The sequence below is a fragment of the Pantoea sp. UYEF8 genome, assembly GCF_040546285.1.
Classification (GTDB): Bacteria; Pseudomonadota; Gammaproteobacteria; order Enterobacterales; family Enterobacteriaceae; genus Pantoea; species Pantoea brenneri.
Map to the genome: position 1 here is coordinate 285,903 of NZ_JBEPNM010000001.1, position 24,270 is coordinate 310,172.

Sequence of the window (24,270 nt, forward strand, 5' to 3'; positions counted from 1 at the left end):
GGGGACCTTTTTACTCACTTCTTCTATATAGAGAGATATTTATGAGCGTTGTGCCTGTAGCGGACGTACTGCACGGTCGCGTCGCGGTTGACAGTGAAGTCACCGTACGTGGTTGGGTGCGTACCCGAAGAGATTCAAAAGCCGGTCTTTCCTTCATCGCCGTATATGACGGCTCCTGCTTTAATCCCGTTCAGGCAGTCGTCAATAATTCTCTGAATAATTATCAAGATGAAGTATTGCGTCTGACCACCGGCTGTTCCGTGATTGTCACCGGCACCGTGGTGGCCTCGCCCGGCCAGGGCCAGGCTTTTGAGATTCAGGCAACCCGTCTTGAGGTTGTTGGCTGGGTGGAAGATCCTGACAGCTACCCGATGGCGGCGAAACGTCATAGCATTGAGTATCTGCGTGAAGTGGCTCACCTGCGTCCACGTACCAATCTGATCGGTGCCGTCGCCCGCGTTCGTCATACTCTGGCGCAGGCGCTGCATCGCTTTTTCCATGAAAATGGTTATTTCTGGGTCTCCACCCCGCTGATTACCGCCTCGGATACTGAAGGTGCCGGTGAGATGTTCCGCGTCTCAACGCTGGATCTTGAAAACCTGCCGCGCAACGATCAGGGCAAAGTCGATTTCAGCGAAGATTTCTTTGGCAAGGAAGCGTTCCTGACCGTTTCTGGTCAGCTGAACGGCGAAACCTATGCCAGCGCCCTGTCAAAGATTTATACCTTTGGCCCGACCTTCCGCGCAGAAAACTCTAACACCAGCCGCCATCTGGCGGAGTTCTGGATGCTGGAGCCGGAAATCGCCTTCGCGTCGCTGGATGATGCAGCTGCGCTGGCGGAGGCGATGCTGAAGTATGTGTTCAACGCGGTGCTGGAAGAGCGTGCTGATGATATGGCGTTCTTTGCTGAGCGCGTTGATAAAGAAGCGGTTGAGCGCCTGCAGCGTTTCATCACTACCGACTTCGCCCAGGTCGACTACACCGACGCGGTTGAGATTCTGATCAACTGCGGTCAGAGCTTTGAGAATCCGGTGTCATGGGGTATCGATCTCTCCTCTGAGCATGAACGTTATCTGGCCGAGAAGCATTTTAAAGCGCCGGTGGTGGTGAAAAATTACCCGAAAGACATTAAAGCGTTTTATATGCGTCTGAACGACGACGGTAAAACCGTGGCGGCGATGGACGTACTGGCACCGGGCATCGGTGAAATTATCGGTGGTTCGCAGCGTGAAGAGCGTCTGGATGTTCTTGATGCACGCCTGCAGGAAATGGGTCTGAATAAAGAAGATTACTGGTGGTATCGTGACCTGCGTCGCTACGGTACCGTGCCACATTCTGGCTTTGGATTAGGTTTCGAACGTTTAATCGCCTATGTCACCGGCGTACAAAATGTAAGGGACGTTATCCCCTTCCCACGTACTCCACGTAATGCGAGCTTCTAACTTTCTGCATTAATTATAAGAAATTCATATATATAAAGAGGTCGGCACTGCCGGCCTTTTTTTATTTTTGTAAATTTTGAGTTCTCTCACAAAGTTCCGTGTTTTTTACATTTTGTAATACATATTTTCCTTTTGAAACCAGATTACGAGTTTCGTAGCATTTTCGAGGTAGAATTAAGGCTGGGGGGATGGAAAGATGCGTGCAGACACAGGAAGACACCAAACTTCTTTCAAGGTTCCCGTAAAGGTTTCTTGACGGCAGTGGCAGGTGTACAAATAACTCCAACGAGGGTAATGAATAATGATGAAGCGCAATATTCTTGCAGTGGTTATCCCTGCTCTGTTAGCCGCAGGCGCAGCAAACGCAGCCGAAATTTATAATAAAGACGGCAACAAACTGGACCTGTACGGTAAAGCCGTTGGCCTGCACTACTTCTCTGATAACGACGGCAACGATGGCGACAATACTTACGTTCGCTTCGGCTTCAAGGGTGAAACTCAGATTAACGACCAGCTGACCGGTTACGGCCAGTGGGAATACAACGTTCAGGCTAACAATTCTGAAGGCGATGATGCGCAAGACGGTAACAGAACCCGTCTGGGCTTTGCTGGTCTGAAATTCGGTGATGCTGGCTCAATCGACTACGGCCGTAACTACGGTGTGGTTTACGATGCAATCGGCTGGACCGATATGCTGCCAGAATTCGGTGGCGACTCAGGCTACTCAGATAACTTCATGAACGGTCGTAGCACCGGCCTGTTGACCTACCGCAACACCAACTTCTTTGGCCTGGTAGATGGCTGGGACTTTGCCGCTCAGTACCAGGGCAAAAACGAGCGTAGCGACCTGCGTCGTGCTAACGGCGACGGCTGGGGCTTATCAACCTCTTATACCTCACCAATTGGTCTGGGTATCGTGGGTGCCTATAGCAGCAGCGATCGTACTAACGACCAGGCTGCTGGCGCACGTACCACTATTACTCCTGCTGCTGGCGGCGATGGCGTCACCACTACCACAGGTCAGGGCGCGGGCAAACGTGCTGAGAACTGGGCAACCGCTATCAAGTATGATGCAAACAATGTTTACCTGGCTGCAATGTACGGTGAAACGCGTAACTCAACCCCAGTTACCGCTACCGGTACGCTGGCAAACGGTGACAAATTCTCTGTAGCGGGCTTTGCCAACAAAGCACAGAACATTGAACTGGTTGCACAGTATCAGTTCGACTTCGGTCTGCGTCCATCTATCGCCTACGTTCAGTCTAAAGGCAAAGATATCGAAGGCGTGGGCGATGCTGACCTGATCAAATACATTGATATCGGCGCAACCTACTACTTCAACAAAAACATGTCTACCTATGTGGACTATCAGATCAACCAGCTGGATGACGACAACCGTCTGGGTCTGAACACTGATGATACTGTAGCGGTTGGCCTGGTTTACCAGTTCTAATCTCGCTGTCAGAAGATGTTTAAAGACGGGGCCATCGGCCCCGTTTTTTTATGTCTGTTATCCGGTGATAACCTCTTTCTTCCACTCCTTTCCTCATTGGTGCTCCACTGACTGCGGTCAGAGCGGAAGCAGGCGCGCAAAATGTATCAATAAGTCTCGCAAACGGTTGGCTTTTGCCTGGCCTGACGCTAACCTGAGAACTCATTTTGCTAACGTTCCCGCTACTGGACCTGACTCATGTTTGAATCGATCTCTGCTGCACCCGCCGATCCCATTCTTGGGCTGGCCGATCTGTTTCGCGCTGACGACCGCCCTAACAAAATTAACCTGGGTATCGGCGTCTATAAAGACGAAACCGGCAAGACCCCGGTGCTGACCAGCGTTAAGAAAGCCGAACAGTACCTGCTGGAAAACGAAACCACCAAAAACTATCTCAGCATTGATGGTCTGGCTGATTTTGCACGCTGTACCCAGGCGCTGTTGTTTGGCAACCAGAGCACGCTGATTACCGCCGGTCGTGCGCGGACAGCACAAACCCCGGGCGGTACTGGTGCGCTGCGCGTTGCGGCGGATTTCCTTGCCACTCAGACCAGCGTGAAACGGGTATGGGTCAGCAATCCCAGCTGGCCGAACCACAAAAATGTGTTCAATGCTGCCGGTCTTGAGGTGTGTGAATACCAGTATTACGATGCGGAAAATCACACGCTCGATTTTGAAGGCCTGCTGGCGTCGCTGAAACAGGTACAGGCGGGCGACGTGGTGCTGTTCCACGGCTGCTGCCATAATCCAACCGGTATCGATCCAACGGCCGAACAGTGGCAGCAACTGGCGCAGCTGTCGCAGGCTGGCGGCTGGTTACCGTTGTTTGACTTTGCCTATCAGGGCTTCGCCCGTGGCCTTGAGGAAGATGCTGAAGGACTGCGTATTTTTGCCGCGTCGCATCAGGAACTGATTGTCGCCAGCTCTTATTCTAAGAACTTTGGTTTGTATAACGAGCGCGTCGGGGCCATTACGCTGGTGGCCGCTGATGCCAACGTGGCCGATACTGCCTTCAGTCAGGTGAAATACACTATCCGCGCCAACTATTCCAATCCGCCAGCTCACGGTGCGGCCGTGGTTGCCACCATCCTCGGTAATGATGCACTGCGTACCATCTGGGAGCAGGAGCTGTCAGACATGCGCCAGCGTATCCAGCGTATGCGCCAGCTGTTCGTCAATACCCTGGCAGAGAAAGGTGCGCAGCGTGACTTCAGCTTCATCATCCGGCAGAACGGGATGTTCTCATTTAGCGGCCTGACTAAAGATCAGGTAATTCGTCTGCGCGAAGAGTTTGCGGTCTATGCGGTTAATTCAGGACGGGTAAACGTTGCGGGCATGACGCCAGACAATATGTCGGCGCTGTGTGAGGCGATTGTCGCGGTGCTGTAATCGTGATGAAAAAATGGGCCAGCCGGCCCATTTTTTATTGCAGAAAAGGATTGCTGATCCGTTCACGCCCCAGCGTTGAAATCGGACCGTGTCCCGGCACGAAAGTCACATCATCGCCCAGCGGCAGTAATTTTGTCCGGATGGCATCAATTAGCTGCTGATGATCGCCCTGCGGGAAATCAGTGCGACCAACACCGCCGTTGAAAATCACATCACCTGAGATCAGTAAGCGTCCCAGACGATCAAAGAACACCACATGACCGGGCGAATGGCCCGGACAGTGCAATACTTCCAGCGAGACTAACCCTACCTGCACACTGTCACCCTCTTCCAGCCAGCGATCCGGCGTGAAAGGCGCACACTCTTCCAGCCCGAACATTCGGCTCTGCGTCGGAAGCGCTTCCAGCCAGAAGGCATCGCGTTTCTGCGGTCCGACGATGGGCACCTGATAAAACGCCGCGAGTTCGACCGCTGCACCGACATGATCGAGATGTCCATGGGTGAGCAGAATCTGCGCGGGTTTCAGTTTGTGTTGTTCCAGCGTTTGTTTGATACGTTCGGCATCACCGCCCGGATCGACCAGCGCCGACTCCCCGGTGGTATCGCACCAGATAACCGAGCAATTCTGAGCAAAGGCTGTAACAGGAATAATATGGTAATTCATAACGCTCCATGACCGGCTCACGCAGCGTTGCCGGCGTCGTTACCAGTGCCTGATCGGCCCGGTATCAATGTGCACAAAGTTGCTGCGAGGATAATATCCTACACCACCCGCGCGCAGAGATAACGCCGCTTTGCGTACATTGGCTAAGGTCACGCCTTCAATGTGAAAATCCATCGCCTGACCTTTGGTGTGGTAGCTGTGTTTCGCCACGCCAGGCCCGCTTTCACGCAACATATTATTAGTAGCCAGTGAGCGATAACCGGAAACCAATTGTACTGGCTTACGGGTTTCCAGCAGCGCCTGCAGACGGAAAATTTGGTCGAACAGATGGGGGTCGATGCTTTTCACTTTATTGGCGCGATAGTCACGGAAAAAATGATTTAAACGTGATAACTCATCCCTGTCGTAACTCTTACCATTAAAAAATTCAGTTTTAAGGGTTTCACCCGTGTGAAGGTTGTTAAGTGTTAATACCCGCGGGCGAGAAGTTGAAAGTGAAGCCCTTGCAGAAGCTGGCAATAATGCCAGTCCGGCGGCAGCACTTCCGCAAAGCAGTAGTTTGCGACGAAAAGAATCAATAGTAGACATTAACCGTATTACCTGAGAGTGAAGCCATAGAAATGTGCAAAAAGCGCACAGGCCGAACCATAACTTTCTCTCACAGAGGCGTCAACCCATCCCGGGTGGCTTTGTGCGGCGATCCCGGGCGGGATCGCCTTTTAATGAAGAATTTTGCTTACGGCGGCAGACGGCTAACGATTGAAAATCAATCACTAGAGCAGCAATTGCTCAGCCCGCTTTAACGCCTGGCTGCCTGAACGTGCCGTGTCATCATAATTGTAAATATCTGTTCGGAACTGTGGTTTGCCGTCGTCAGCGACCCAGGCGGTCAGATAATAGAGGTTGACCGGAATACGATGGCGAATCGGCACATAGCGGGTATCGCCCTCTTTCAGCGTGCTGGAGATACGGGAATCATTCCAGCCTGCATCCTGTAGCAACAGTCCGGCCAGTTCAGAGGCCTTGTTCACCCGCACACAGCCTGAGCTAAGCGCACGGATATCGCGCTGGAACAGATTATGATTCGGCGTGTCATGCAGATAGATAGCATCCGAACTCGGCATGTTGAATTTGTAGCGTCCCAGCGCGTTCATCTGACCTGGGGCCTGACGCAGGCGATACGGGAACGAGGAAGCGGACACCATGCTCCAGTCAATCATGCTGGGGTCAATCACCTCGGCATCCTCGCTCCAGCCTGACAGCAGGGTATAGCCATGTTTGTAGAGGTAGCCAGGATCCTGTTTGACCTTCGGAATAATATCTTTGCGCACCAGCGTGGTCGGCACGTTCCACGGTGGATTCAGCACCACGTTGTTGAGTGCGCTGCGCATCAGCGGCGTTTTACGGTCGGGACGCCCGACAATCACCCGTGATGACAAAATCTTGTTGCCGTTGTTGTAATAAATCAGTGAGTAGTTGGCGATGTTCACCATGATGCCGTTGTGCATATCATCCGGCAGCAGGCGCAGTCGCTGGATATTCAGCGCCAGCAGTGAGGCACGCATCTGTGGTGATACGTTAAGCCACTGACGCGTTCTGGCGCCGATAGCGCCGTCACCGTCCAGCCCCTGCCACTGCTGAAAACGCTTCACCGCTGCCACCAGCGTATTGTCGTAAACATTCGCGCTATTATTCGCATCCAGCGTCAGGCTTTGCACGTTACCCGGCGACTGCGGCGATGAAACAGGCAGATCGGTGACCGGCGTAGCCGACGGACTGACCACCACCGGCTGATCGCTGTGGCTGACCGGTACTGTTGAAACCGGAACCGCGTCCTCATCCGGTGCCGGCGCAGTGGTCTGAGCGGTCAGCATCCCGCTACGCTGCAGGATTTCACGTAACGCTGGCACATCATCACTCACCTGTCCCGGACGCAGGGTTTCGCTCCCCTTCAGCTGCGGCCATGGGCGTTTGTCGCTGAGCAATGTTTTGAGCGCAGCGTGCATCGGGCGATATTGCGGGTGCTGCGGTTCCAGTGAGGTAATAAATGCGCTGTCTGAACCAGCATTGACGGCGTTCTGCCACTGATTCACTACTGACACCGACGGCTGCGCCAGCTTATACGGCACGTTGCTGTAGAGCCAGGTTTCACCCTGGGTAGGCACGCTGGAGACAAACTGCAGATAGCCGAGCATCGCATCAGACAGCGTGACGTCACGAGCAAAGCCGGAAATCGCCGGATCGGTCAGACGTTCAACCCAGCGGGTAAACTGTGGCTGCACGCCAGAAAGCGCGGCTTCCGCCAGCTGCTGCTGAAATTTTTGCACCGCCTGGCGGTCCTGCCAGATCGGTTGCATATGACGTGACGCATACAGCGTGGCCAGTGAAGGCAGATAGAATGGCTGATCGGCGCTGGAGAAGGCCCGCCGGATACGTTGCTGACTGTCGGTGACTGACGTCGCCCCCTGCGTGATCCCCGGCATAGCGGCAATCACCGCGGCCTGTGGCAGTGTAAATGGAACCACGGTTAGCGCCAGCGCTAACAATGAAACAACACGATGATGTTTAAACGTATTTGCCAGCAACATCCCTGCCCCCTTATCTGTTCAACTGCGCAGCGTTCCCTGAAACTACTGCGACCGGGCTGCTTACTCATAATGTTGAGTATACAAACAAAAACGGCATTTGCCTCACGCGACAAATGCCGTTACCAGATTAACCAATGGTTCTGTTTTTGACTACGTTTCAGCCTGCGATTTTTCACCGGCTAAATCGGGCAGAGAATCGCTCTCATCCTGACGTCGGGTCGGTGAGGGATCGGCAGCGAAACCGCGCAGGCCAACCACATGCACATGCTCAGTGTTGTTAAACACCTTACGCACCAGCTTGTAAGTGGTGCCTTTCTCCGGACTGATATTTTCCGGCGCGGCGATCACCAGCTGCATTTCCAGTCGTTCACACAGCTCAAACAGCGTGGCGATGGAGCGCGCATCGAGACGCGCCGCTTCATCAAGGAACAGTAACCGGCAGGGGGAAATGTCTTTACCGCGCAGGCGGCGCGACTCCTCTTCCCAGCTCTGTACCACCATCACCAGAATCGACATCCCGGTACCGATCGCTTCACCGGTTGACAGTGCGCCACTTTCTGCACGCAGCCAGCCGTCTGATCCACGGTTAACTTCGACTTCCATCTCAAGATAATTGCGGTAGTCCAGCAGCTCCTCACCAATGGTCTGCGGCGTGCGCTGTCCCATATCGATGTGCGGATTGAGGCGCTGATAAAGCTTCGCCAGCGCCTCTGAGAAGGTCAGACGATTGCTGTTAAACAGATCCTGGTGCTGCTCATGCTCTTCCGACAGCGTATCCAGCAGCATCGCATGCGTCTCCCGCACGTTGACGTTGAGTCGCACGCTGCGCACCTGACCAAAGCTCACGGTTTGCAGGCCCTGGTTCAGCTGGCGGATACGGTTCTGCTCACGCTGAATGGTTTTGCGGATAATGTTAGCGGCACTGCGCGAACTGATAGCCAGCGTCTGCTCACGCGTGGTCAGCTCTTCCGTCAGGCGATTCAGCTCAATTTCCATCTGCTCAATCGCTTCGACCGGATCGTCGGTGCGAATAATATCCTGACGGATACGCTCGCGCAGATGCTGGTAAACCGCAATAAAGAACTGAATCTTCCGTTCCGGACGTTTCGGATCTTCCGACAGACGCAGCACGTCACGCAGATGTTCGTTGTCGGCTACCGCCAGACGCAGCGCACCCAATGCCTTATCCGACATAGAACGCAGCTCGTCGCCGCTCAGGTAAGCCAGTTCACGACGATGCAGGCGACGTTCGACACCATTCTCTTTCACCAGCCGCAGCACTGTACACCAGCCCGCCTTGGCGCTGACCACCTGTTCGCGAACCTGATGATAGTTACGTTCCAGCTGGCGCAGTCGCTTCTGCAGGTTTTCCATTTCCGCTTCACAGAAGGTCAGCTGTTTCTCCAGCTGATTACGCCGCGCACGGTTATGGCTCAGCGCCGTATAGAGTTCATCACGACGCACCCGCGCCCGTGCTTCGGCGTTGGCATCAGCGTGAACGCCGATATCCTGCATCTCCTGCTGCAACTCTTTCAGCATGTCGCGTTTGGCGTCGTAGGCACTTTTCAGCGAGGCCAGCACCTGGGCGTATTGTGTCAGCTGCGCCTGATGCTCGCGCAGACGTTCACGGCTGCGACTCCGCTCCGCCTCCGCCTGCTCCAGCCGCTGACGCAGTTTGTCGCTGAGATCGTTGTTGCCGTTAAGCATGCTCGACGAATCGTCATAGCCAAAGTGCGCACGACGCTGCACCACTTCCGTCAGGGCAAAAGCCTGCTGGCGGGCGTTGCGCTGCTGTTGCTGCGCCTGCTGATAATCGGCCTGCAGCTGTTCATGCTGTTCCGGATCGCTCTGCAGTACGGCGATAATCGGTTCGAGTTTCGCCAGTTTCGCGCCATGCTGATGCAGGAAGCGTGCTGCATCCTGCGCTTCCTCAACCTGCTCGCGGATCTCTTCGCAGCGATCGGCCAGCGTCTCATCCAGCAGCAGATTGACGCGCGGCAGCAGCCGGTTGAGCTGCGCTACGCCCTCTTTCGCCAGTTCATATTGCTGACGCTGCTGCTGATTATTGCTCTCGTGCTGATTAAGCGCCCGCTCCAGCTCGCCGCGGCGCGCGCCCAACTGACGAATCTGGGCTTCCGGATCGGCATCAAACGCCACCGCGAGATGACTACCGATAAACCGGCTGAAGGACTGATGCAGACGCTGGGTTTTCTGTACGTCGAATGACAACGTGGCATAGCGCTCAGCCAGACGATCGCGTTCGCTGTGCAGCAGTTCAAGCTGATTCTCACGTGCGGCACGACCAAACAGCGGTATTTTCGGGAAACGCGAATAGCGCCACTGACGCTCCGCGACTTTTACCACCACCGCATTCTGCAGCTCATCGACGCTGAATACGCTGTCATCGAAAGATTGCGGATCGCCCTCGATCAGGTAGAGATCTTCCGGGCACTCTTCCAGTCCGTCGAGCTGCTCGCGCACCAGCGACAGATCGGGTACCACAATCGCGTGACGCGACGGACCGTACAACGCCGAGAAGTAAGGCGCGTCATCCAGCGTGACATCATCATAAATTTCGGACAGCAAGACACCGCCGAAGCGTTCGGCCAGTTGGTTCAGGCGCGCATCTTCGGCACCGCCAGGCTGGCTGAGACGTTCAATCTGCTGCTCGATATCGCGTTTACGCGCCGCCACTTCGTCACGTTCAACGGTGGTTTCACGTTCCCGCTCCAGCAGCTGCTGCATATATTCGGTCACGTCCTGACTGCTGGTCAGCGCCTGCCCGGTCTGCTCACTAAGCTGCGTCAGGATTTCCTGCGCCGCCAGCCAGTGCGGTGCCCGGGCCGTTAGCGTGGCAATCCGTTCGCGCAGCTGTTCCAGCTCCTGGCGCATCATCATGCGCTGCTCACCCGCGTCCGCGACGCTGCTGTTCAGCTGCTCAATCTGTGCTTCAAGTTCGCGCTGCAAACCTTCCAGCGCATCGGCTTCATAGTGCTGTCCCTGGCGCTTACAGAACTCCGCCAGCAAGCGCTCAGCCTCATGCTGCTCGCGCAGACGCTGTTCCAGCTCGTTGAGCCGCAGACGCAGCGAAGAGAGCTGCTCAGCGTGATGCCGCTGATTGCTGGCGTCGCGCAGCAATGCCCGGCCGGTCTGCCACGCATCCTGACGGGTAACATCACCGGCAATGCTGGTCACCAGCGCCAGCGCCTGTTCAAACTGGCTGTGCGCCGCCTCGGCCACGCTCAGCTTTTGCTCGAGGTTCAGTAACCGCTCGGTCGCCTCCTCCTCTTTGGCCTGGAAGCTGGCCTGCCATTCTGCGGCGTTGTCGATGGTTAAATCAGGCAACTGACAGAGTGAACGGGCGCGTTCCAGCGCCTGCAGCGCCTGCTGATACTGAATGGCGCGGGTTTGCTGAACGTCAAGCGCCTGCTGGAAGTCGGCCAGCTGGCTTTTCAGCTCATCCACTTCCAGTTCGGCCGCTTCGGCCCGCGCTTCATTCTCTTCCTGAATCTCGCGGGCTTCCGCCACCACTTCGCTCTGCTCTTCCAGCCGCAGCGTCAGGTCTTCGATATCGGCGTCGTAGCGCTCAATCTTTTCCTGCTGGCGCATCGCGGTCTGCACCAGATTCAGGTGATCGCTGGCCGCCTGATAATCCACTTCGAGGTCGTTTTCCGCCCCGCTGTGCTCGGCCAGTTCGCGCGCCATTTCGACGTGACGATACTGTTCAGAGGCGAGCTGGCTGCGGCTGCTGAACAGCTCATTACGCAGCTGTAATGCACTGTCGAGGTGCACCCGGCGCTCGTTGGCGTGACGCATATAGTCGGCTGAGACGTAGCTGGTTGCTTCCGAAATCAGATGCTTAAACAGGTCGCGGTCCGACTGAGTAACGCGAATCGCTTCCAGCGTCATGCGGTTCTCGCGCAGCGCCGCTTCCATGTCCTGGAAGGCTTTACGCACGCCGCTGTTTTCCGGCAGCAGGTAATCACGCAGTGAGCGGGTAATCGCGCTGGAGATACCGCCGTAAAGCGAGGCTTCAATCAGGCGGTAAAACTTACTGCGATCGCTGGCAGAACGCAGACGACGCGGCACCACACCCAGATCAAACAGCATGGCGTGATAATCGGTAATCGAGCTGTAGGCGCGGAACTGAACGCCTTCCTGCGCCTCAACGCGTTCTTTAACTTCGTTAAGCGGCAGTACGCGCGCCTGACGGCTGTTAAGGATCTCCGTCAGCATATCCGTCGGGTTGGTGTCGGTCGGCAGGCCATGAATACTGAACGGCTTGATGTCGACCTTTTTATCCCGACCCGCGATTTGCTGCAGACGGACGCCCACCACCACCCGCTGATGGCGGGAGTTCACCACGTCGAGCATCGAGTAGCAGACGCCGGCGCGCAGTTTACCGTGCAGGCCCTTATCGCGTGAACCGGAGGTCGCTCCCGCTTCGGTGGTGTTCCGGAAGTGCAACAGCGTCAAATCGGGGATCAGCGCGGTAACAAACGCGGCCATGGTGGTGGATTTCCCCGCACCGTTACCGCCTGACAGGGTGGTGACTAATTCATCGAGATCAAACGTGCGGGCAAAGAAGCCGTTCCAGTTGATCAGCGTAAGCGACCGAAATTTTCCGCGCTCAATCATGCCTGTTGTTCCTCTGCGTTCTCACTCGCATCGCTTTCCTGTTCCTCGCCTTCATCGGCGTCAACCGCAGCCGTGGCATTCTCCAGCAGCATCGCCTCGCCATCACGGATCAGCCGCAGTTGCGCTTCGCGGGCATCATCACCGCTACGCACATCAGCGCCAAAGCGGAACACCGATTCGGTGATACGGAATTTGCTGCTGTCGTTACCGAAAAACCACACCATACCGAGGCGGCGCAGACGGCTCAGCGACGCGCGGACTTTTTCCTGCAGTTTGGTGCGATCGAGATCCGAGCCGGTTGAACGCTGGTTAACCAGCTTCAGCAACTTGCTCTCATCGGCCAGCGACAGCAGTTCGTCATACAGCTCCTGCTGGGTGAAGATGCCTTCATTCGCCAGCCGTTCCGGGCTGAGGTAGAGATAGCAGAGAATTTTTCCGACCATCATGTCTAACTCAGACAGCACCGAGCGCGGGATCAGCGTGGTTGAACGCGGACGAAGATAGAAAAAACCTTCCGGCGCACGAATCAATTCAACGTTGTAGCGGCTGTAAAACTCTTCGAGAAATGCCTGGTAATCCATCAGAAAAGCGTGATTGTCCAGCTCTTCAATACCGATATGTCGTCCGGCGCGCAACTGGCTGTCGAGCGCGGGAAAGATCGGATTTGCCAGTGCCTGTGCCAGCTTAACCGGCATCACTTGTTCAATATTTGTCGATGACATGTGCCTGCACCTTGGCTCCGTAATCATTGATGGCTTGCCATTCCACAGGCAAACCGGCTAAATCAGCTTCCGCTACGCCAAGGCGTACCGCCTGGTCGACCACAATCCGCGCCAGGTCAAAATGACGGGCGCGGGGGTACTGAGCCAGGTAGTCACGCATCACTGACGCGAGGTTGAGCGGTTTTTGTTGCGTTTTGTAGATCTGCAGCGCCTCTTCAATCATCGCTGCCAGCTGTTCGCGAATTTCGTTGAACTCTTCGTACTCCATCTCGGCCGGCAGTTCGCCCATCACTTCGTCATTACGCAGCGTCAGCTCTTCATCGCGCATGTCATACAGGCGATCGGCGTTGGCATAGGTCAGCGCCCACGGCGCATCGAAGTAGTTCTGCACCGAAACCCGCAGACGCTGGGCAAAGACGCGGTTTTTGTCCATGTCGATGGCGGTACGAATAAATTTGTGTACGTGGCGGTCGTAGCCGATCCACAGGTCGATCGCCTGCTGGCCCCAACTGGTAATGCGGTCAAGTTTGCTTTGCAGGTCAAACACCAGCTTATCGACGAAGCCCAAATCCGGGCTGTTCAGCGTCGCATCCTGAATCCGCAGCAGGTTCTCCTGCAGCTTGTCGCCTGCCGCTTCCAGCGTATCCTGCAGTTCACGCAGCGTACCGGAGGTTTCCGACAGCAGCATTTCACAGCTGGAGATCGCCGCGCGCCAGTCTTTATTCAGCAGTTCAGCGATATCGTTTTTCACCGCCTGCTGCTGTTCATCCATCAGACGCTGGGTCATGTCGATGCTGTCAAATATCTCAGCCACCGAGTATTTCAGCGGCGCGAAGACATTGCGATGCCAGTGAAACTCATCCCCGTTTTCCTGCGCAGCATCGGCTGCCCGCTTAAGCTCATTGGCTACGATGGAGAGCTGCATCGACAGGCGTAAGGTCGAAAACTCACGCTGACGGATGTAGTAATCGGTAATGCCGATCGCCAGCGGGGTCAGACGATAGATGGCATTGCCTTCGGTCAGTTCGCTGGTAAAGCGGTTAAGCAGGCGCTGTCGCACCATGTCGTTGATGGCGTTGTTGGCGCGAACCAACACGGTTTCATGGGTTTGTTCGAAAGCCTTACTGACGTGACGGAAAGCATCAATCAGATCGCCTTCACTCATTTCGCCATCCATCCGCTCACCGTTGAGGGTGGCGATAGCCAGCAAAAAGGCCAGACGTTCTACTGGCAGCGCAAGAGAGAAGTCATTCTTGCGCGCCCAGGATACCAGTTCAGGTACCGTCTGGGAAAATTCACTCATAATTCGTCCTTCTGCCCGGGTTTGCGCGCAGTTACATGGATATAGCGCCCTAAGCTCAAAAAGGGTTCCTGACGGCAGTAACGCCGCTCCATCTCAATAATTTCTTCGTCGCTTTTAGGCTCGCCTTTCGGCGGCTTCATATAATCACTGAACACCCGGATCCCGGCGCGTTGCTCAATGACGAAACCGCACGCTTCCAGCCAGCGGTAGACCTGATCGGGATCGCGCGGATAGTCAGGCGACAGCGTACGCTTTTTACGTTTGGTCAGATTGGTCCGCAGATAACCGAAGTTGCCGAGCGTTAAGGTGCGAAGCGTCAGGCCGTGCAGGTTATAAAACATCAGCGACATCACGCCGCCCGGACGCAACAGATCAAACAACGCCTTCAGCACTTTTTCCGGTTCCGCGACCCATTCAAGCACAGCGTGAAACAATACCAGATCCACCGGCTTATCCAAATGTTCGCCCACCTGCTGTGCGCTAATTTGTTTGAATTGCATGTTGTGGCTCACACCCTGCGCTGCGGCATTTTCCTCGGCCCGGCGCAACATCTCACCGGAGAGATCACACAGCAAAACCTGGTGACCGCGCGCGGCCAGCCCGCTGGAGACCTGGCCAACCCCGCCGCCCGCATCGAGAACCGACAGCGGATGCGGTGACAGTCCGGGCAGAATGGTTTCCAGCTCATCCCACAGGATCGCCTGGCGCACTCGCCCTTTGGTGGTGCCGTATATATTTTGCGAAAATTTATCCGCGAGATCGTCAAAGTTACGATCCTGCATGGCATGCGCTCCGGTATGCTGCGGTGAGACTTGTGCTATTTTGTCACAGGCACCAGAAGAATGAACCTTTCATCCCCATCTTCCCTTCCGGCTGCTGTTTTTTCGGACAACAGGAGTCTTTTTAGATGTTTTTTACCCTGAAAAAAGTGATCGGCGGGCTGTTGTTACCCCTGCCGTTTCTGCTTTTGCTGATGGCGCTCGGTATTTTATTGCTTTGGTTCACCGACTGGCAGAAAAGCGGCAAAATTTTAATCTCCGCCAGCTGGCTGTTTTTGCTACTGCTGAGCCTGCAGCCGCTGGCTGACCGCCTGCTGTTGCCACTTGATAGCCGCTATCCGACCTGGAACGGCACACAGCCGGTCGATTACATCGTGGTACTCGGTGGCGGCTATACCTTTAATCCTGACTGGGCGCCCAGTTCGAACCTGCTCAATAACAGCCTGCCGCGCGTGGCGGAAGGAGTACGTCAGTGGCGTCGCTATCCACATGCCACGTTGATTTTTACCGGTGCCGCAGGCGGCACTAACCCGCGCAGCAGTGCCTCGGTGGCCGCGCAGGTGGCTGAAAGTCTGGGCGTACCAGCGGATCATATTCAGATTCTCGATCAGCCGCGGGATACTGCTGATGAAGCTCAGGCGGTAAAGAGCGAAGTGGGTCAACGCCCGTTCCTGCTGATCAGCTCAGCCAATCATCTGCCGCGGGCGATGCGCTTTTTCCATGCAGTGGGACTGAACCCGATTGCCGCGCCGGCCAACCAGTTAGCGATAACCTCGCCGCTCAATGGCTGGGAGCGCGCCATTCCATCATCAATCTGGCTGAGTCACAGCGAGCGGGCAGTTTATGAAACGCTGGGTACGGTACTGCAGCGGCTGAAGGGAGAGAATACGCGGTCATCCGAGCCAGGGGAGTAGCTGTGCGCGCGCGTGGTCGAAACGTGGCCGGTCAAATTCGCCGGTCTGCACCAGCCGATCGATACAATCCCATAACTGATAGAGCCAGCGCCGCCAGACAAAGCCTTCAGCAACTGGCGCGCGTTGCAGATAGGCGTGCAGCAGTGCGGTCTCAGCGGGTGACTCATCCAGCTGAATCAGATCGTATTCACGCGGTGCCCAGAGAATCGTACCCGGCTGCGTCATCGCCAGCAGCTGATCGCTGCGGGGATTTTTCAGCATACTTTGCAGCCTGACGTTACCGTGAACCAGCACGCAGGGATCGTTAAAGTCGCGAAACAGATGCGCTAACCGCGCCCGGCTGCGGAACAAAATCTGACGATCGTCCAGCGTAAAGGCAGGCGGTCGCAGATAACTTAAGGTCGACCAGAGCACCTCTACCCGTTGCGCATACCAGGCGGGCCAGTGGTTTTCCTGGGTACTGTCTACCGTGCCCACCAGACCGTGGCTGTCGAGCCGGTGCCAGGCAAGTAGCCCTTCCACTACCTGTTCGCAAAACTGTTGCCAGCGCTGAGCATCACGCGCTGGCGCTTCGGCCGGCACGCCATTGAGCCGCGCCAGCAGCAGCATTTCATGCACCGGCGGTTGCTGGCTCATCACCAGACCAAATACGGCTGGCACCGCAATCAATCCGGCATGGCCCAGCAGCGCCAGTTTTTTTGCTTCCAGCGCAGCACGGCCCTGATGACGGAAATACTTCGCCATCACCGGCATCGGCTGACCTTCACTATCGTACAGCGCATAAAGTCGGGTGGGTGGATGTTCGCTGATTACTTCGAGACGACTGATGTTCTCACCGAGTACCAGCGCCAGTTCGGATTTAAGCTGTTCCATGCGGCATCCTCCTCAGATGAATTTCACACTATCCTGAAGGGACTACAGATAAGAAGTTTAGTGGCGGATCAATAAAATTGCGCAGTAACGGGGAGCGTCTCCCCGTTTGATCAGGCCTGCATGGCGGCGCGAACGCGCTGCAGATCTTCTGGCGTATCCACTCCGACGCTGGGGATGGTTTGCGCCACGGCAACATGAATCTTTTCGCCGTACCACAACACCCGCAACTGCTCGAGCAGCTCGATCTGTTCCAGCGGGCATGGCGCCCAGGCAACGTAGCGGCGAATAAAGCCGGCACGGTAGGCATAGATGCCAATATGACGCAGCAGAGTGTCACCAATCTGCTCGCGTGAGCGGGCATAACGTTCACGATCCCACGGGATTGTCGCCCGTGAAAAATAGAGCGCGTAGCCGTTAACGTCCATCACCACTTTCACCGCATTCGGATTAAAAGCTTCCTCTGCATCGGTGACTGGCACCGCCAGCGTCGCCATTCCTGCAGCAGAACCGGCCAGATTGGTCGCTACCTGCCGCACGATCTCCGCCGGAATCATCGGCTCGTCACCCTGCACATTGACGATGATCTCATCATCAGCGAACTGATATTTTTCGATCACTTCCGCCAGACGCTCGGTGCCGGACTGATGATCGGCACGCGTCATGCAGACTTCACCGCCTGCAGCTTCAACCGCCTGCGCCACCGCCGGATGATCGGTCGCGACGATCACCCGACTGGCGCCCGACTCACGGGCGCGCTCCATCACATGTACCACCATTGGCTTGCCGTGGATATCGACCAGCGGCTTACCCGGTAAGCGGGTTGACGCATAACGCGCAGGAATGATGGCGGTAAAACTCATGGATGAATCTCTTCAACAGAGAGCGTACGGGCTTCATTTTCCAGTAACACCGGAATGCCGTCACGCACCGGAAACGCCAGGCCGTCCGGTTTGCAGATCAGCTCCTGCTGCGCATTGTTATAGTAGAGTTTGCCATTGCACACCGGGCAGGCAACGATTTCGAGTAAACGATGATCCATATGTCCTCCATCAGGGACCGAATGCATAAGGGGTAAAGCATACCATAGCCCAGCCCGGGCGGGAGGGCGTAAAACGTATCAGCACATCACGGGCTACCCGCTTCGCGATTCAGCGACCACTGGGCCGGCCAGTGCTGTCGCAGCGAGGCCGGTGCCTGCAGCAGCGAGACGGTTTCCGCCCCCTGCCATGCCGCAAAGCGCTCAATCGCCCGCCGGATATCCTGCACAAATCGCAACGTGACCCGCGTCTGCGGCTCAAGCCAGATATTTTTAATCTCCAGCTGCTTTGACTGACGCAACATACGGGCATCCAGCCGGCCTTTTATCTCACCACGATGCAGCATCGGCAGGACAAAATAACCAAATTTGCGCTTAGCCGCCGGCGTATAACACTCGATGCGGTAATCAAAGCTGAACAGTTCCAGCGCACGCTTGCGGTCCCAGACCACCGGGTCAAACGGTGATAAAAGCGCACTGTGTGTCGCCTGCAGCGGGTTCTCAAGCATCGGCAGCAAATCGCGATGCAGCCACATGTCGCCCAGCCCGTCGGCCGTCACCGCAATCAGATCGCCCGCTTCCTGCGCTTCTGCCAGAAAGGTGCTGAGCGGCACCCGTTTCAGGCGGTAATAGTCTGCCAGCCAGCTGCCGCGAAAAATGCCGAGACTGCGGGCGCTGTTAAGTAACATCAGACGGGTAGCCTCAGCTTCGCTGATGCTGTGCAGAGCATCCTGCCAGTCGGGCATCACCCGGCTGCGCAGATCGTATACCCGTTGAAAATTGCGGCGTTCAGCGACCATCAGCTCACCGGCACTGAACAGATTTTCCAGATGCCGCTTGTGCGGTTTCCACGCCCACCATCCCGGCTTATGATTCGCGGCATGCGCAAAGTCCGCTGCGCGTACCGGGCCGTTTTCGCGGATTTGCTGCAGTAATTCAGCGATTTCCTGCTGGTGGTCAGCGACCCATTGCGCATTGTACTTCCAGCCCAGCCGTTCCGGCGACAGCATACGATGACGCAGCAATCTGTAGTCGGCTCGCGGAATAAAACAGGCCTCGTGTGCCCAGTATTCAAACACCTCGCCCTGCGCCAGCGCCTGTTCCAGCCACACCGGAGGATAGTCACCGAGGCGACTGAACAGCACCAGATAGGGGCTACGGGCCACAACATTAATGGTATCGATTTGCAGCAGCGACATACGGGAGATGCAGTCAATCAGATCCTGATAGCGGGCGCGCTGGCGCGGTGGACGCAGCAGGCCCTGCGCGGCGAGATGAAGGTGACGTGTTTGCTGTAATGAAAGTGAATGCAGAGGGTTCATTCTCTTCCTTATCCGGTCTGGTGACTAGTTGCGCGCCTGACCGCTGCGGCACAGCTGTTCGATATCGTCCAGCAATGGGGTGACTGCCGTGCCCTGCAGACGGGCATCAACCGGCAGATACCACCAGTTGGGCTGGGCAAATTGGCGGCATTTCACCGCATCTTTTTCGGTCATCAGCAACGGCTGTCCGTCTGATGTCAGACGCGCCAGCTCATCCTGACTGTATGCATGATGGTCGGCAAAGGCGACTTCTGCCACCGGGGTGATACCCAGCTGTTTCAGTGTGGTAAAGAAGCGCGGCGGATGCCCGATACCGGCCATGGCGATAACCGGATCAAGCTGATCAACCGGCCGGGTTTCGCCGCTCAGCAAATGCGTCGCCAGCCCTGGCTGAAGTTGCATGGCTATCTCACCGTGCTGCGCTTCGCCACCGTTAACCACAATCGCATCCACCTGACTCAGCCGACTGGCACGTTCCCGCATCGGCCCGGCCGGTAACCACCAGCCATTGCCAAAACGACGTACCCCATCCACCACCACAATTTCGCGGTCGCGCTGGAGCGCATAGTGCTGCAGGCCATCATCGGTGATGATCACATCTAACGGCCCCTGTTTCAGCAGCGCTTCAATCGCCAGACGCCGCTTTGGCGCTACGGCCACCGGCGCGCCGGTGCGCTGGGCGATCAGTACCGGCTCATCTCCAGCCTGTTCGGTGGAGGTCTGCCCGGTGACCAGCAGCGGATACTGCTCGGCTTTACCGCCGTAGCCACGCGACACCACGCCCGCACGCAGACCGCGCTGTTGCAATGCTTCGACCAGCCAGATGACTACCGGCGTTTTGCCATTGCCTCCGGCCGTCAGATTGCCCACCACCACCACCGGCAGCGGTGCGCGCCAGCTTTTACGCCAGCTGCGCTGATAACTGAATCGAATCAGAGTGGTGATCGCCCCATACAGCAGGCTCAGTGGCCATAACAGCAGCCATAAGGGTGAACGACCACTCCAGATACGCTCAATCATTGGCCGAATTGCATCTTGTGCAGCTGTGCATAAGCTCCGCGCTCTGCTAACAGCACCTGATGCGTTCCGCGCTCAACAATCTGACCATCTTCGATCACCACGATTTCATCCGCTTTTTCGATGGTAGAGAGTCGGTGGGCAATCACCAGTGAAGTACGGTTCTTCTGCAGTTCGTCCAGCGCTGACTGAATGGCCCGCTCGGATTCCGTATCCAGTGCCGATGTTGCTTCATCCAGGATCAAAATAGGACAATCACGTAACAGGGCACGCGCAATCGCAATACGCTGACGCTGGCCGCCTGACAGCAGCACACCGTTTTCGCCGATCACCGTATCCAGCCCTTGATCCATCTTATTGATGAAGTCCATGGCATGCGCCATGGTTGCGGCCTTTTCGATCTCCGCGCGGCTGTACTGCTCGCTGCGGGCATAGGCGATGTTATTGGCAATGGTGTCATTGAACAGATGAACATTCTGCGACACCAGCGCCACCTGATTACGCAGCGAACGTAAGGTGTACTCGCGCAGATCGTAACCGTCCAGCAGGATTTCTCCCTGCTGAATGTCGTAAAAGCGAGTCAGCAAGCTGGCCATGGTCGACTTACCGGAACCGGAGCGACCCACCAGAGCAACCGTTTTGCCTGCCGGCAGAGAGAGATTGATATTGCGCAGCGCCGGCACATCACGCCCCGGATAGGTAAAGGTGACGTTGCGGAACTCAATATCGCCCTTCGCACGGGTAATTTCACGGCTGCCGTTATCCACTTCCTGCTTGCTGTCCAGAATAGAGAACAGCGTCTGACAGGCGGCCATACCGCGCTGGAATTGAGCATTGACGTTAGTCAGTGATTTCAATGGACGCATCAGCGCGATCATCGATGAGAACACCACGGTGATAGTACCGGCCGTCAGGGTATCCATTACGCTGGGGAAGCTGGCGGCGTAAAGCACGAAAGCCAGTGCCAGAGATGCGATCAGCTGAATCACCGGATCGGAAATTGATGAGGCTGAAACCAGCTTCATTCCCTGCTGACGCATGCGATTACTGACCCGGGCAAAGCGCTCAGATTCAATCTCCTGACCGCCAAAAATCAGCACTTCTTTATGGCCCTTCAGCATCTGCTCAGCGCTGGTGGTAACCTGCCCCATGGTATTTTGCATGGTTTTACTGATATTACGGAAACGCTTAGAGACGGTGCGGATAGCAAAAGAAACGATCGGTGCCAGAACAATCAGAATCAACGACAGCTGCCAGCTGTAGTAGAACATCATGATGAACAGGCCAATAATCGACGCACCTTCACGCACTACCGTCACCAGCGCACCAGAAGAGGAAGAAGCTACCTGTTCGGAATCATAGGTGATGCGTGACAGCAGGGTACCGGTTGACTGCTGGTCAAAGAATGATACCGGCATGCCCATCATATGGCTGAATAGCCGACGGCGGATATTCATGACCACGTTGCCAGAAACCCAGGAGATGCAGTAACTGGAGATATAACTGGTCACGCCGCGGATCAGCATCAGGCCAATAACCACCAACGGCATCCACAGCATCACCGATTTATCGGCTTTACCAAACCCATCATCCAGTAACGGTTTCAACAGGGAGAGCATTAAGGCGTCGCCCGCAGCGTTAATAATCAGGGCAATGGAGGCCACAATTAATCCCGCCTTGTTAGGCGCGATCATCGGCCAGAGTCGGCGGAATGTCTGCCACGTAGAGAGATCTTTATCTAGATGCATTATTTATTCACGCTGTTGGAAATAGCCGGCCATTCTACCTGGATTCGCGTTTGACGCCAAACCACTGATGATACCAACGGGGCATTAATTGATCGCGCAGACCAGAAACCGCAATTTTACCCTGTTGAATAGTGATGCTTATCTGACCCGATTGCCCGGTATCGAACCAGTTAAAGCTGGCCCGCTGATAATTCTCCAGTACGCTTTTGGCGGGCATCCGCCATGCATTGTAGCGTGCCAGCGAGGCTATAGCGGTCTTTCCCGCCGTACTGCGCAACAGCAGCCGGGTTGAGGAGGTGCGGCTGCCATGGTGCGGCACCTGCAGAATATCGACCCTGAGACGTTGTTTCTCCAGCGCAACCAGTTGACGTTCCGCCAGCGCCTCAATATCGCCGGTTAACATGACTCTGACCTGGCCGTCATCAACGATGATCACGCAGGAATCGTTGTTGTCACCCACCGTTGGTATCGACAGTGGCCAGAGTACTTCAAAGTGGAGTTGCTGCCAGCGCCATTGCGTACCGCGTACGCAGGGTAAGTGGGCATTGTTTGCCAGCGCGCTGCGCACTTTCACCGCCGGCCAGCGTGCTGTTATCGATTCCAGGCCGCCAGTATGGTCGAGATGTTTATGGCTGAGAATCACCTGTTGCAACCGCAGCTGTTTTCGCTCCAGCCACGGAATAATCACCCGGCTGCCAGCATTGTCGGTCTGCCAGCGCGGACCGGTATCATACAGTACCGCCTCATCGCCCTGGCTGATCACCATACTTAAACCGTGGCCAACATCCAGCATATCGATGCGCCATCCCTGCCCCTGCGGCGGCTGGCGACTCAATACCATCGCTAGCGCGATTGCGCTGCTGCTCACAGGCAGAGAAAAGAACAGCTGGGTCCGCCATACGATCAACCCCCCCCATACCAGCACCGCGAAAAATGCAGTGCTGTGCAGTGGCCACCAGCCGGGTGGCAATGCTGCCAGACTCTGTAGTAACGCCCGTAACGACAGGTCGGCAGCCTGCCAGAATAGCAGCGATAACGCCGGTACAGGCAGCAGCATTGCGATAAGAATCAGTGGCACGGTGATAAACGACACTACGGGAATGGCCACCACATTGGCCACCAGCGCAGTCAGGCTCAGTCCGTTAAAAATCGCCACCTGCAGCGGTGCCATCAGGATCAGCATTCCCAGTTGAAGATGCAGCAACTGCACGGGCAACCAGCGCCGTTGATGATGAAATCGCCACGGAAGCGGGAACCAGTGATACCAGATTAACAGCATGGCGACGGCCAGCGTTGAGAGCCAGAAGCTTTCCGACAGCACGGTTAACGGATCGAGAATCAACAGCAGCGCCACGCAATATGTCCATACCTGCCAGCTATTCAGCTGCACACTGGCAAAACGGGTGAGAGCCCAGAGCGTAAGCGCCAGCAAAGCACGCTCGGCAGGAGGATGCGCGCCTGACAGCCAGCTATAGAGCGCAGCGAACAGCCAGCTTATCATCAGCGGGAAGCCATAGCTGATGTAGCGTGCCGGCAACCTGTACTGCATCCCGCGCGCCAGTAGCCAGCCGCAACCGGCCGCCAGCGCAATGTGCATGCCTGATATCGCCATCAGGTGGGCGGTACCGGTATCCCGTAACAGCTGTCGTGTTTCACGGCTCAGGTCATCCCGGATGCCGAAAGCCAGGGCCTCTAACGTAGCCTGCGACGGTAAGGCGGCGGTCTGCCTGCGGTGCCATAGGATAAATCGCCAGCGCCAGTTACACGCCCGATTGTCAGCTACCTGATGAATAATGCGTCCCTGAAGCGGTGTATTATTCGCCAGCGCAAAACGCTGCGCATCAAACCCCCCCTCATTCAGTCGGGCATGAACCGCGCGTAAACGCAGCTTCATGGTCCAGCGCTGGCCGGGACAGTACTGCTCAGGATCGGCATCAAAGTAAAGCCAGGCAAAACGCGGCGGAAACAGCATCTTTTCATCCTCTTTCAGCAGACGAACCCTGATTTGCTTTCTCTCCTTTCTCAGTTCGCTAATACGGATGCTGTAAGTCGCTGGCCGCTCGGCATGGTGTTCAATATCTCTGACCATTAATCGTGCATCATTAGTTGCCCATGCCAGAAACATCAGGGCGATCCCGATTATGCGCAGGCTTTGCGGGCGACTGTGCAGTAAAACGATCCCGGTTAATAGCAAGCCGAGAATGATACCGCCAGAGGGAAGTCGGGCGATAAACAGTAAAGGCAACGTAGCAACAACTGCCAGCCGGGCTAAAACTATCCATGTCAGCATAATCACATCCATCCTGATGAATGTGTTTATTCTGAACGGTTGGCGAAGAGGTG

The 24,270-nt window shown here is 56.0% G+C and carries 18 protein-coding genes; 4 read left to right on the top strand and 14 right to left on the bottom strand.

Features of this window, described 5'->3' with window-relative positions:
• The first annotated feature begins 41 nt into the window (after positions 1-41).
• From asnS to ABIB18_RS01490, 3 genes are all read left to right on the top strand, one after another.
• Positions 42-1,442, top strand: coding sequence for an asparagine--tRNA ligase (asnS, locus tag ABIB18_RS01480; protein WP_031376622.1), 1,401 nt, complete (start codon positions 42-44; stop codon positions 1,440-1,442).
• A 301-nt stretch (positions 1,443-1,743) separates the two neighbouring features.
• The gene (gene ompF / locus ABIB18_RS01485; RefSeq protein WP_354473542.1) at positions 1,744-2,895 is read left to right on the top strand and encodes a porin OmpF; all 1,152 of its coding nucleotides are present in this window, start codon (positions 1,744-1,746) and stop codon (positions 2,893-2,895) included.
• Positions 2,896-3,132: 237 nt separating this feature from the next.
• Complete coding sequence (locus tag ABIB18_RS01490; RefSeq protein ID WP_031376624.1) at positions 3,133-4,323, top strand: amino acid aminotransferase; 1,191 nt, start codon at positions 3,133-3,135, stop codon at positions 4,321-4,323.
• Positions 4,324-4,357: 34 nt separating this feature from the next.
• Here the strand turns inward: ABIB18_RS01490 and ABIB18_RS01495 are convergent, their stop codons facing one another.
• From ABIB18_RS01495 to cmoM, 7 genes are all read right to left on the bottom strand, one after another.
• The gene (locus ABIB18_RS01495) at positions 4,358-4,987 is read right to left on the bottom strand and encodes an MBL fold metallo-hydrolase (RefSeq protein ID WP_069728111.1); all 630 of its coding nucleotides are present in this window, start codon (positions 4,985-4,987) and stop codon (positions 4,358-4,360) included.
• Between the two features lie 39 nt (positions 4,988-5,026).
• The gene (mepK, locus tag ABIB18_RS01500) at positions 5,027-5,575 is read right to left on the bottom strand and encodes a peptidoglycan L,D-endopeptidase MepK (protein ID WP_069728110.1); all 549 of its coding nucleotides are present in this window, start codon (positions 5,573-5,575) and stop codon (positions 5,027-5,029) included.
• 185 nt (positions 5,576-5,760) lie between these two features.
• Positions 5,761-7,575, bottom strand: coding sequence for a L,D-transpeptidase (gene ldtD, locus ABIB18_RS01505; protein ID WP_354473545.1), 1,815 nt, complete (start codon positions 7,573-7,575; stop codon positions 5,761-5,763).
• Positions 7,576-7,725: 150 nt separating this feature from the next.
• Positions 7,726-12,213, bottom strand: coding sequence for a chromosome partition protein MukB (gene mukB / locus ABIB18_RS01510; RefSeq protein ID WP_354473547.1), 4,488 nt, complete (start codon positions 12,211-12,213; stop codon positions 7,726-7,728).
• Positions 12,210-12,935, bottom strand: a complete 726-nt coding sequence (gene mukE, locus ABIB18_RS01515) for a chromosome partition protein MukE (RefSeq protein ID WP_031376629.1) — start codon at positions 12,933-12,935, stop codon at positions 12,210-12,212. The genes mukB and mukE overlap by 4 nt, the downstream gene beginning before the upstream one ends.
• Positions 12,916-14,238: a chromosome partition protein MukF gene (gene mukF / locus ABIB18_RS01520; protein WP_046288417.1), complete on the bottom strand. Its 1,323-nt coding sequence runs from the start codon at positions 14,236-14,238 to the stop codon at positions 12,916-12,918. The genes mukE and mukF overlap by 20 nt, the downstream gene beginning before the upstream one ends.
• Complete coding sequence (cmoM, locus tag ABIB18_RS01525; RefSeq protein ID WP_031376631.1) at positions 14,235-15,020, bottom strand: tRNA uridine 5-oxyacetic acid(34) methyltransferase CmoM; 786 nt, start codon at positions 15,018-15,020, stop codon at positions 14,235-14,237. The genes mukF and cmoM overlap by 4 nt, the downstream gene beginning before the upstream one ends.
• A 125-nt stretch (positions 15,021-15,145) precedes the next feature.
• Here cmoM and elyC point away from each other — a divergent pair, with 125 nt between their 5' ends.
• Positions 15,146-15,931: an envelope biogenesis factor ElyC gene (gene elyC, locus ABIB18_RS01530; protein ID WP_354473550.1), complete on the top strand. Its 786-nt coding sequence runs from the start codon at positions 15,146-15,148 to the stop codon at positions 15,929-15,931.
• On the opposite strand, the gene ABIB18_RS01535 is transcribed toward elyC, so the two are convergent.
• The 7 genes from ABIB18_RS01535 to ABIB18_RS01565 form a co-directional block, all read right to left on the bottom strand.
• Positions 15,911-16,804 (bottom strand): YcbJ family phosphotransferase, encoded by an 894-nt coding sequence (locus ABIB18_RS01535; RefSeq protein WP_031376633.1) that lies wholly within the window; start codon positions 16,802-16,804, stop codon positions 15,911-15,913. The genes elyC and ABIB18_RS01535 overlap by 21 nt on opposite strands.
• Positions 16,805-16,914: 110 nt before the next feature.
• Entirely contained in the window at positions 16,915-17,664 is a 750-nt protein-coding gene (gene kdsB / locus ABIB18_RS01540; protein WP_031376634.1) for a 3-deoxy-manno-octulosonate cytidylyltransferase, read from the bottom strand.
• A complete protein-coding gene (locus tag ABIB18_RS01545; RefSeq protein ID WP_031376635.1) occupies positions 17,661-17,843 on the bottom strand; it encodes a Trm112 family protein in 183 nt (60 codons plus the stop codon). Before ABIB18_RS01545 ends, kdsB begins: the two co-directional genes overlap by 4 nt.
• 86 nt (positions 17,844-17,929) lie before the next feature.
• The gene (locus ABIB18_RS01550; protein WP_089561092.1) at positions 17,930-19,162 is read right to left on the bottom strand and encodes a winged helix-turn-helix domain-containing protein; all 1,233 of its coding nucleotides are present in this window, start codon (positions 19,160-19,162) and stop codon (positions 17,930-17,932) included.
• Between the two features lie 24 nt (positions 19,163-19,186).
• The gene (gene lpxK / locus ABIB18_RS01555; RefSeq protein WP_031376637.1) at positions 19,187-20,182 is read right to left on the bottom strand and encodes a tetraacyldisaccharide 4'-kinase; all 996 of its coding nucleotides are present in this window, start codon (positions 20,180-20,182) and stop codon (positions 19,187-19,189) included.
• Entirely contained in the window at positions 20,179-21,927 is a 1,749-nt protein-coding gene (gene msbA, locus ABIB18_RS01560; protein WP_046288418.1) for a lipid A ABC transporter ATP-binding protein/permease MsbA, read from the bottom strand. Before msbA ends, lpxK begins: the two co-directional genes overlap by 4 nt.
• Positions 21,928-21,961: 34 nt before the next feature.
• Positions 21,962-24,217 carry a DNA internalization-related competence protein ComEC/Rec2 gene (locus ABIB18_RS01565; RefSeq protein ID WP_354473553.1) on the bottom strand — a complete coding sequence of 752 codons (2,256 nt, stop codon included), beginning with the start codon at positions 24,215-24,217 and terminating at the stop codon, positions 21,962-21,964.
• Positions 24,218-24,270 lie beyond the last annotated feature (53 nt).

Bases quoted from the DNA above. Each gene is read 5' to 3' on its own strand.
- ABIB18_RS01565 (WP_354473553.1), bottom strand. From the start codon at position 24,217: ATGCTGACATGGATAGTTTTAGCCCGGCTGGCAGTTGTTGCTACGTTG.
- ompF (WP_354473542.1), top strand. From the start codon at position 1,744: ATGATGAAGCGCAATATTCTTGCAGTGGTTATCCCTGCTCTGTTAGCC.
- lpxK (WP_031376637.1), bottom strand. From the start codon at position 20,182: ATGATTGAGCGTATCTGGAGTGGTCGTTCACCCTTATGGCTGCTGTTA.
- ABIB18_RS01535 (WP_031376633.1), bottom strand. From the start codon at position 16,804: ATGGAACAGCTTAAATCCGAACTGGCGCTGGTACTCGGTGAGAACATC.
- mukB (WP_354473547.1), bottom strand. From the start codon at position 12,213: ATGATTGAGCGCGGAAAATTTCGGTCGCTTACGCTGATCAACTGGAAC.
- ABIB18_RS01550 (WP_089561092.1), bottom strand. From the start codon at position 19,162: ATGAACCCTCTGCATTCACTTTCATTACAGCAAACACGTCACCTTCAT.
- cmoM (WP_031376631.1), bottom strand. From the start codon at position 15,020: ATGCAGGATCGTAACTTTGACGATCTCGCGGATAAATTTTCGCAAAAT.
- mepK (WP_069728110.1), bottom strand. From the start codon at position 5,575: ATGTCTACTATTGATTCTTTTCGTCGCAAACTACTGCTTTGCGGAAGT.
- asnS (WP_031376622.1), top strand. From the start codon at position 42: ATGAGCGTTGTGCCTGTAGCGGACGTACTGCACGGTCGCGTCGCGGTT.
- msbA (WP_046288418.1), bottom strand. From the start codon at position 21,927: ATGCATCTAGATAAAGATCTCTCTACGTGGCAGACATTCCGCCGACTC.
- ldtD (WP_354473545.1), bottom strand. From the start codon at position 7,575: ATGTTGCTGGCAAATACGTTTAAACATCATCGTGTTGTTTCATTGTTA.
- ABIB18_RS01495 (WP_069728111.1), bottom strand. From the start codon at position 4,987: ATGAATTACCATATTATTCCTGTTACAGCCTTTGCTCAGAATTGCTCG.
- mukE (WP_031376629.1), bottom strand. From the start codon at position 12,935: ATGTCATCGACAAATATTGAACAAGTGATGCCGGTTAAGCTGGCACAG.
- ABIB18_RS01490 (WP_031376624.1), top strand. From the start codon at position 3,133: ATGTTTGAATCGATCTCTGCTGCACCCGCCGATCCCATTCTTGGGCTG.
- mukF (WP_046288417.1), bottom strand. From the start codon at position 14,238: ATGAGTGAATTTTCCCAGACGGTACCTGAACTGGTATCCTGGGCGCGC.
- ABIB18_RS01545 (WP_031376635.1), bottom strand. From the start codon at position 17,843: ATGGATCATCGTTTACTCGAAATCGTTGCCTGCCCGGTGTGCAATGGC.
- elyC (WP_354473550.1), top strand. From the start codon at position 15,146: ATGTTTTTTACCCTGAAAAAAGTGATCGGCGGGCTGTTGTTACCCCTG.
- kdsB (WP_031376634.1), bottom strand. From the start codon at position 17,664: ATGAGTTTTACCGCCATCATTCCTGCGCGTTATGCGTCAACCCGCTTA.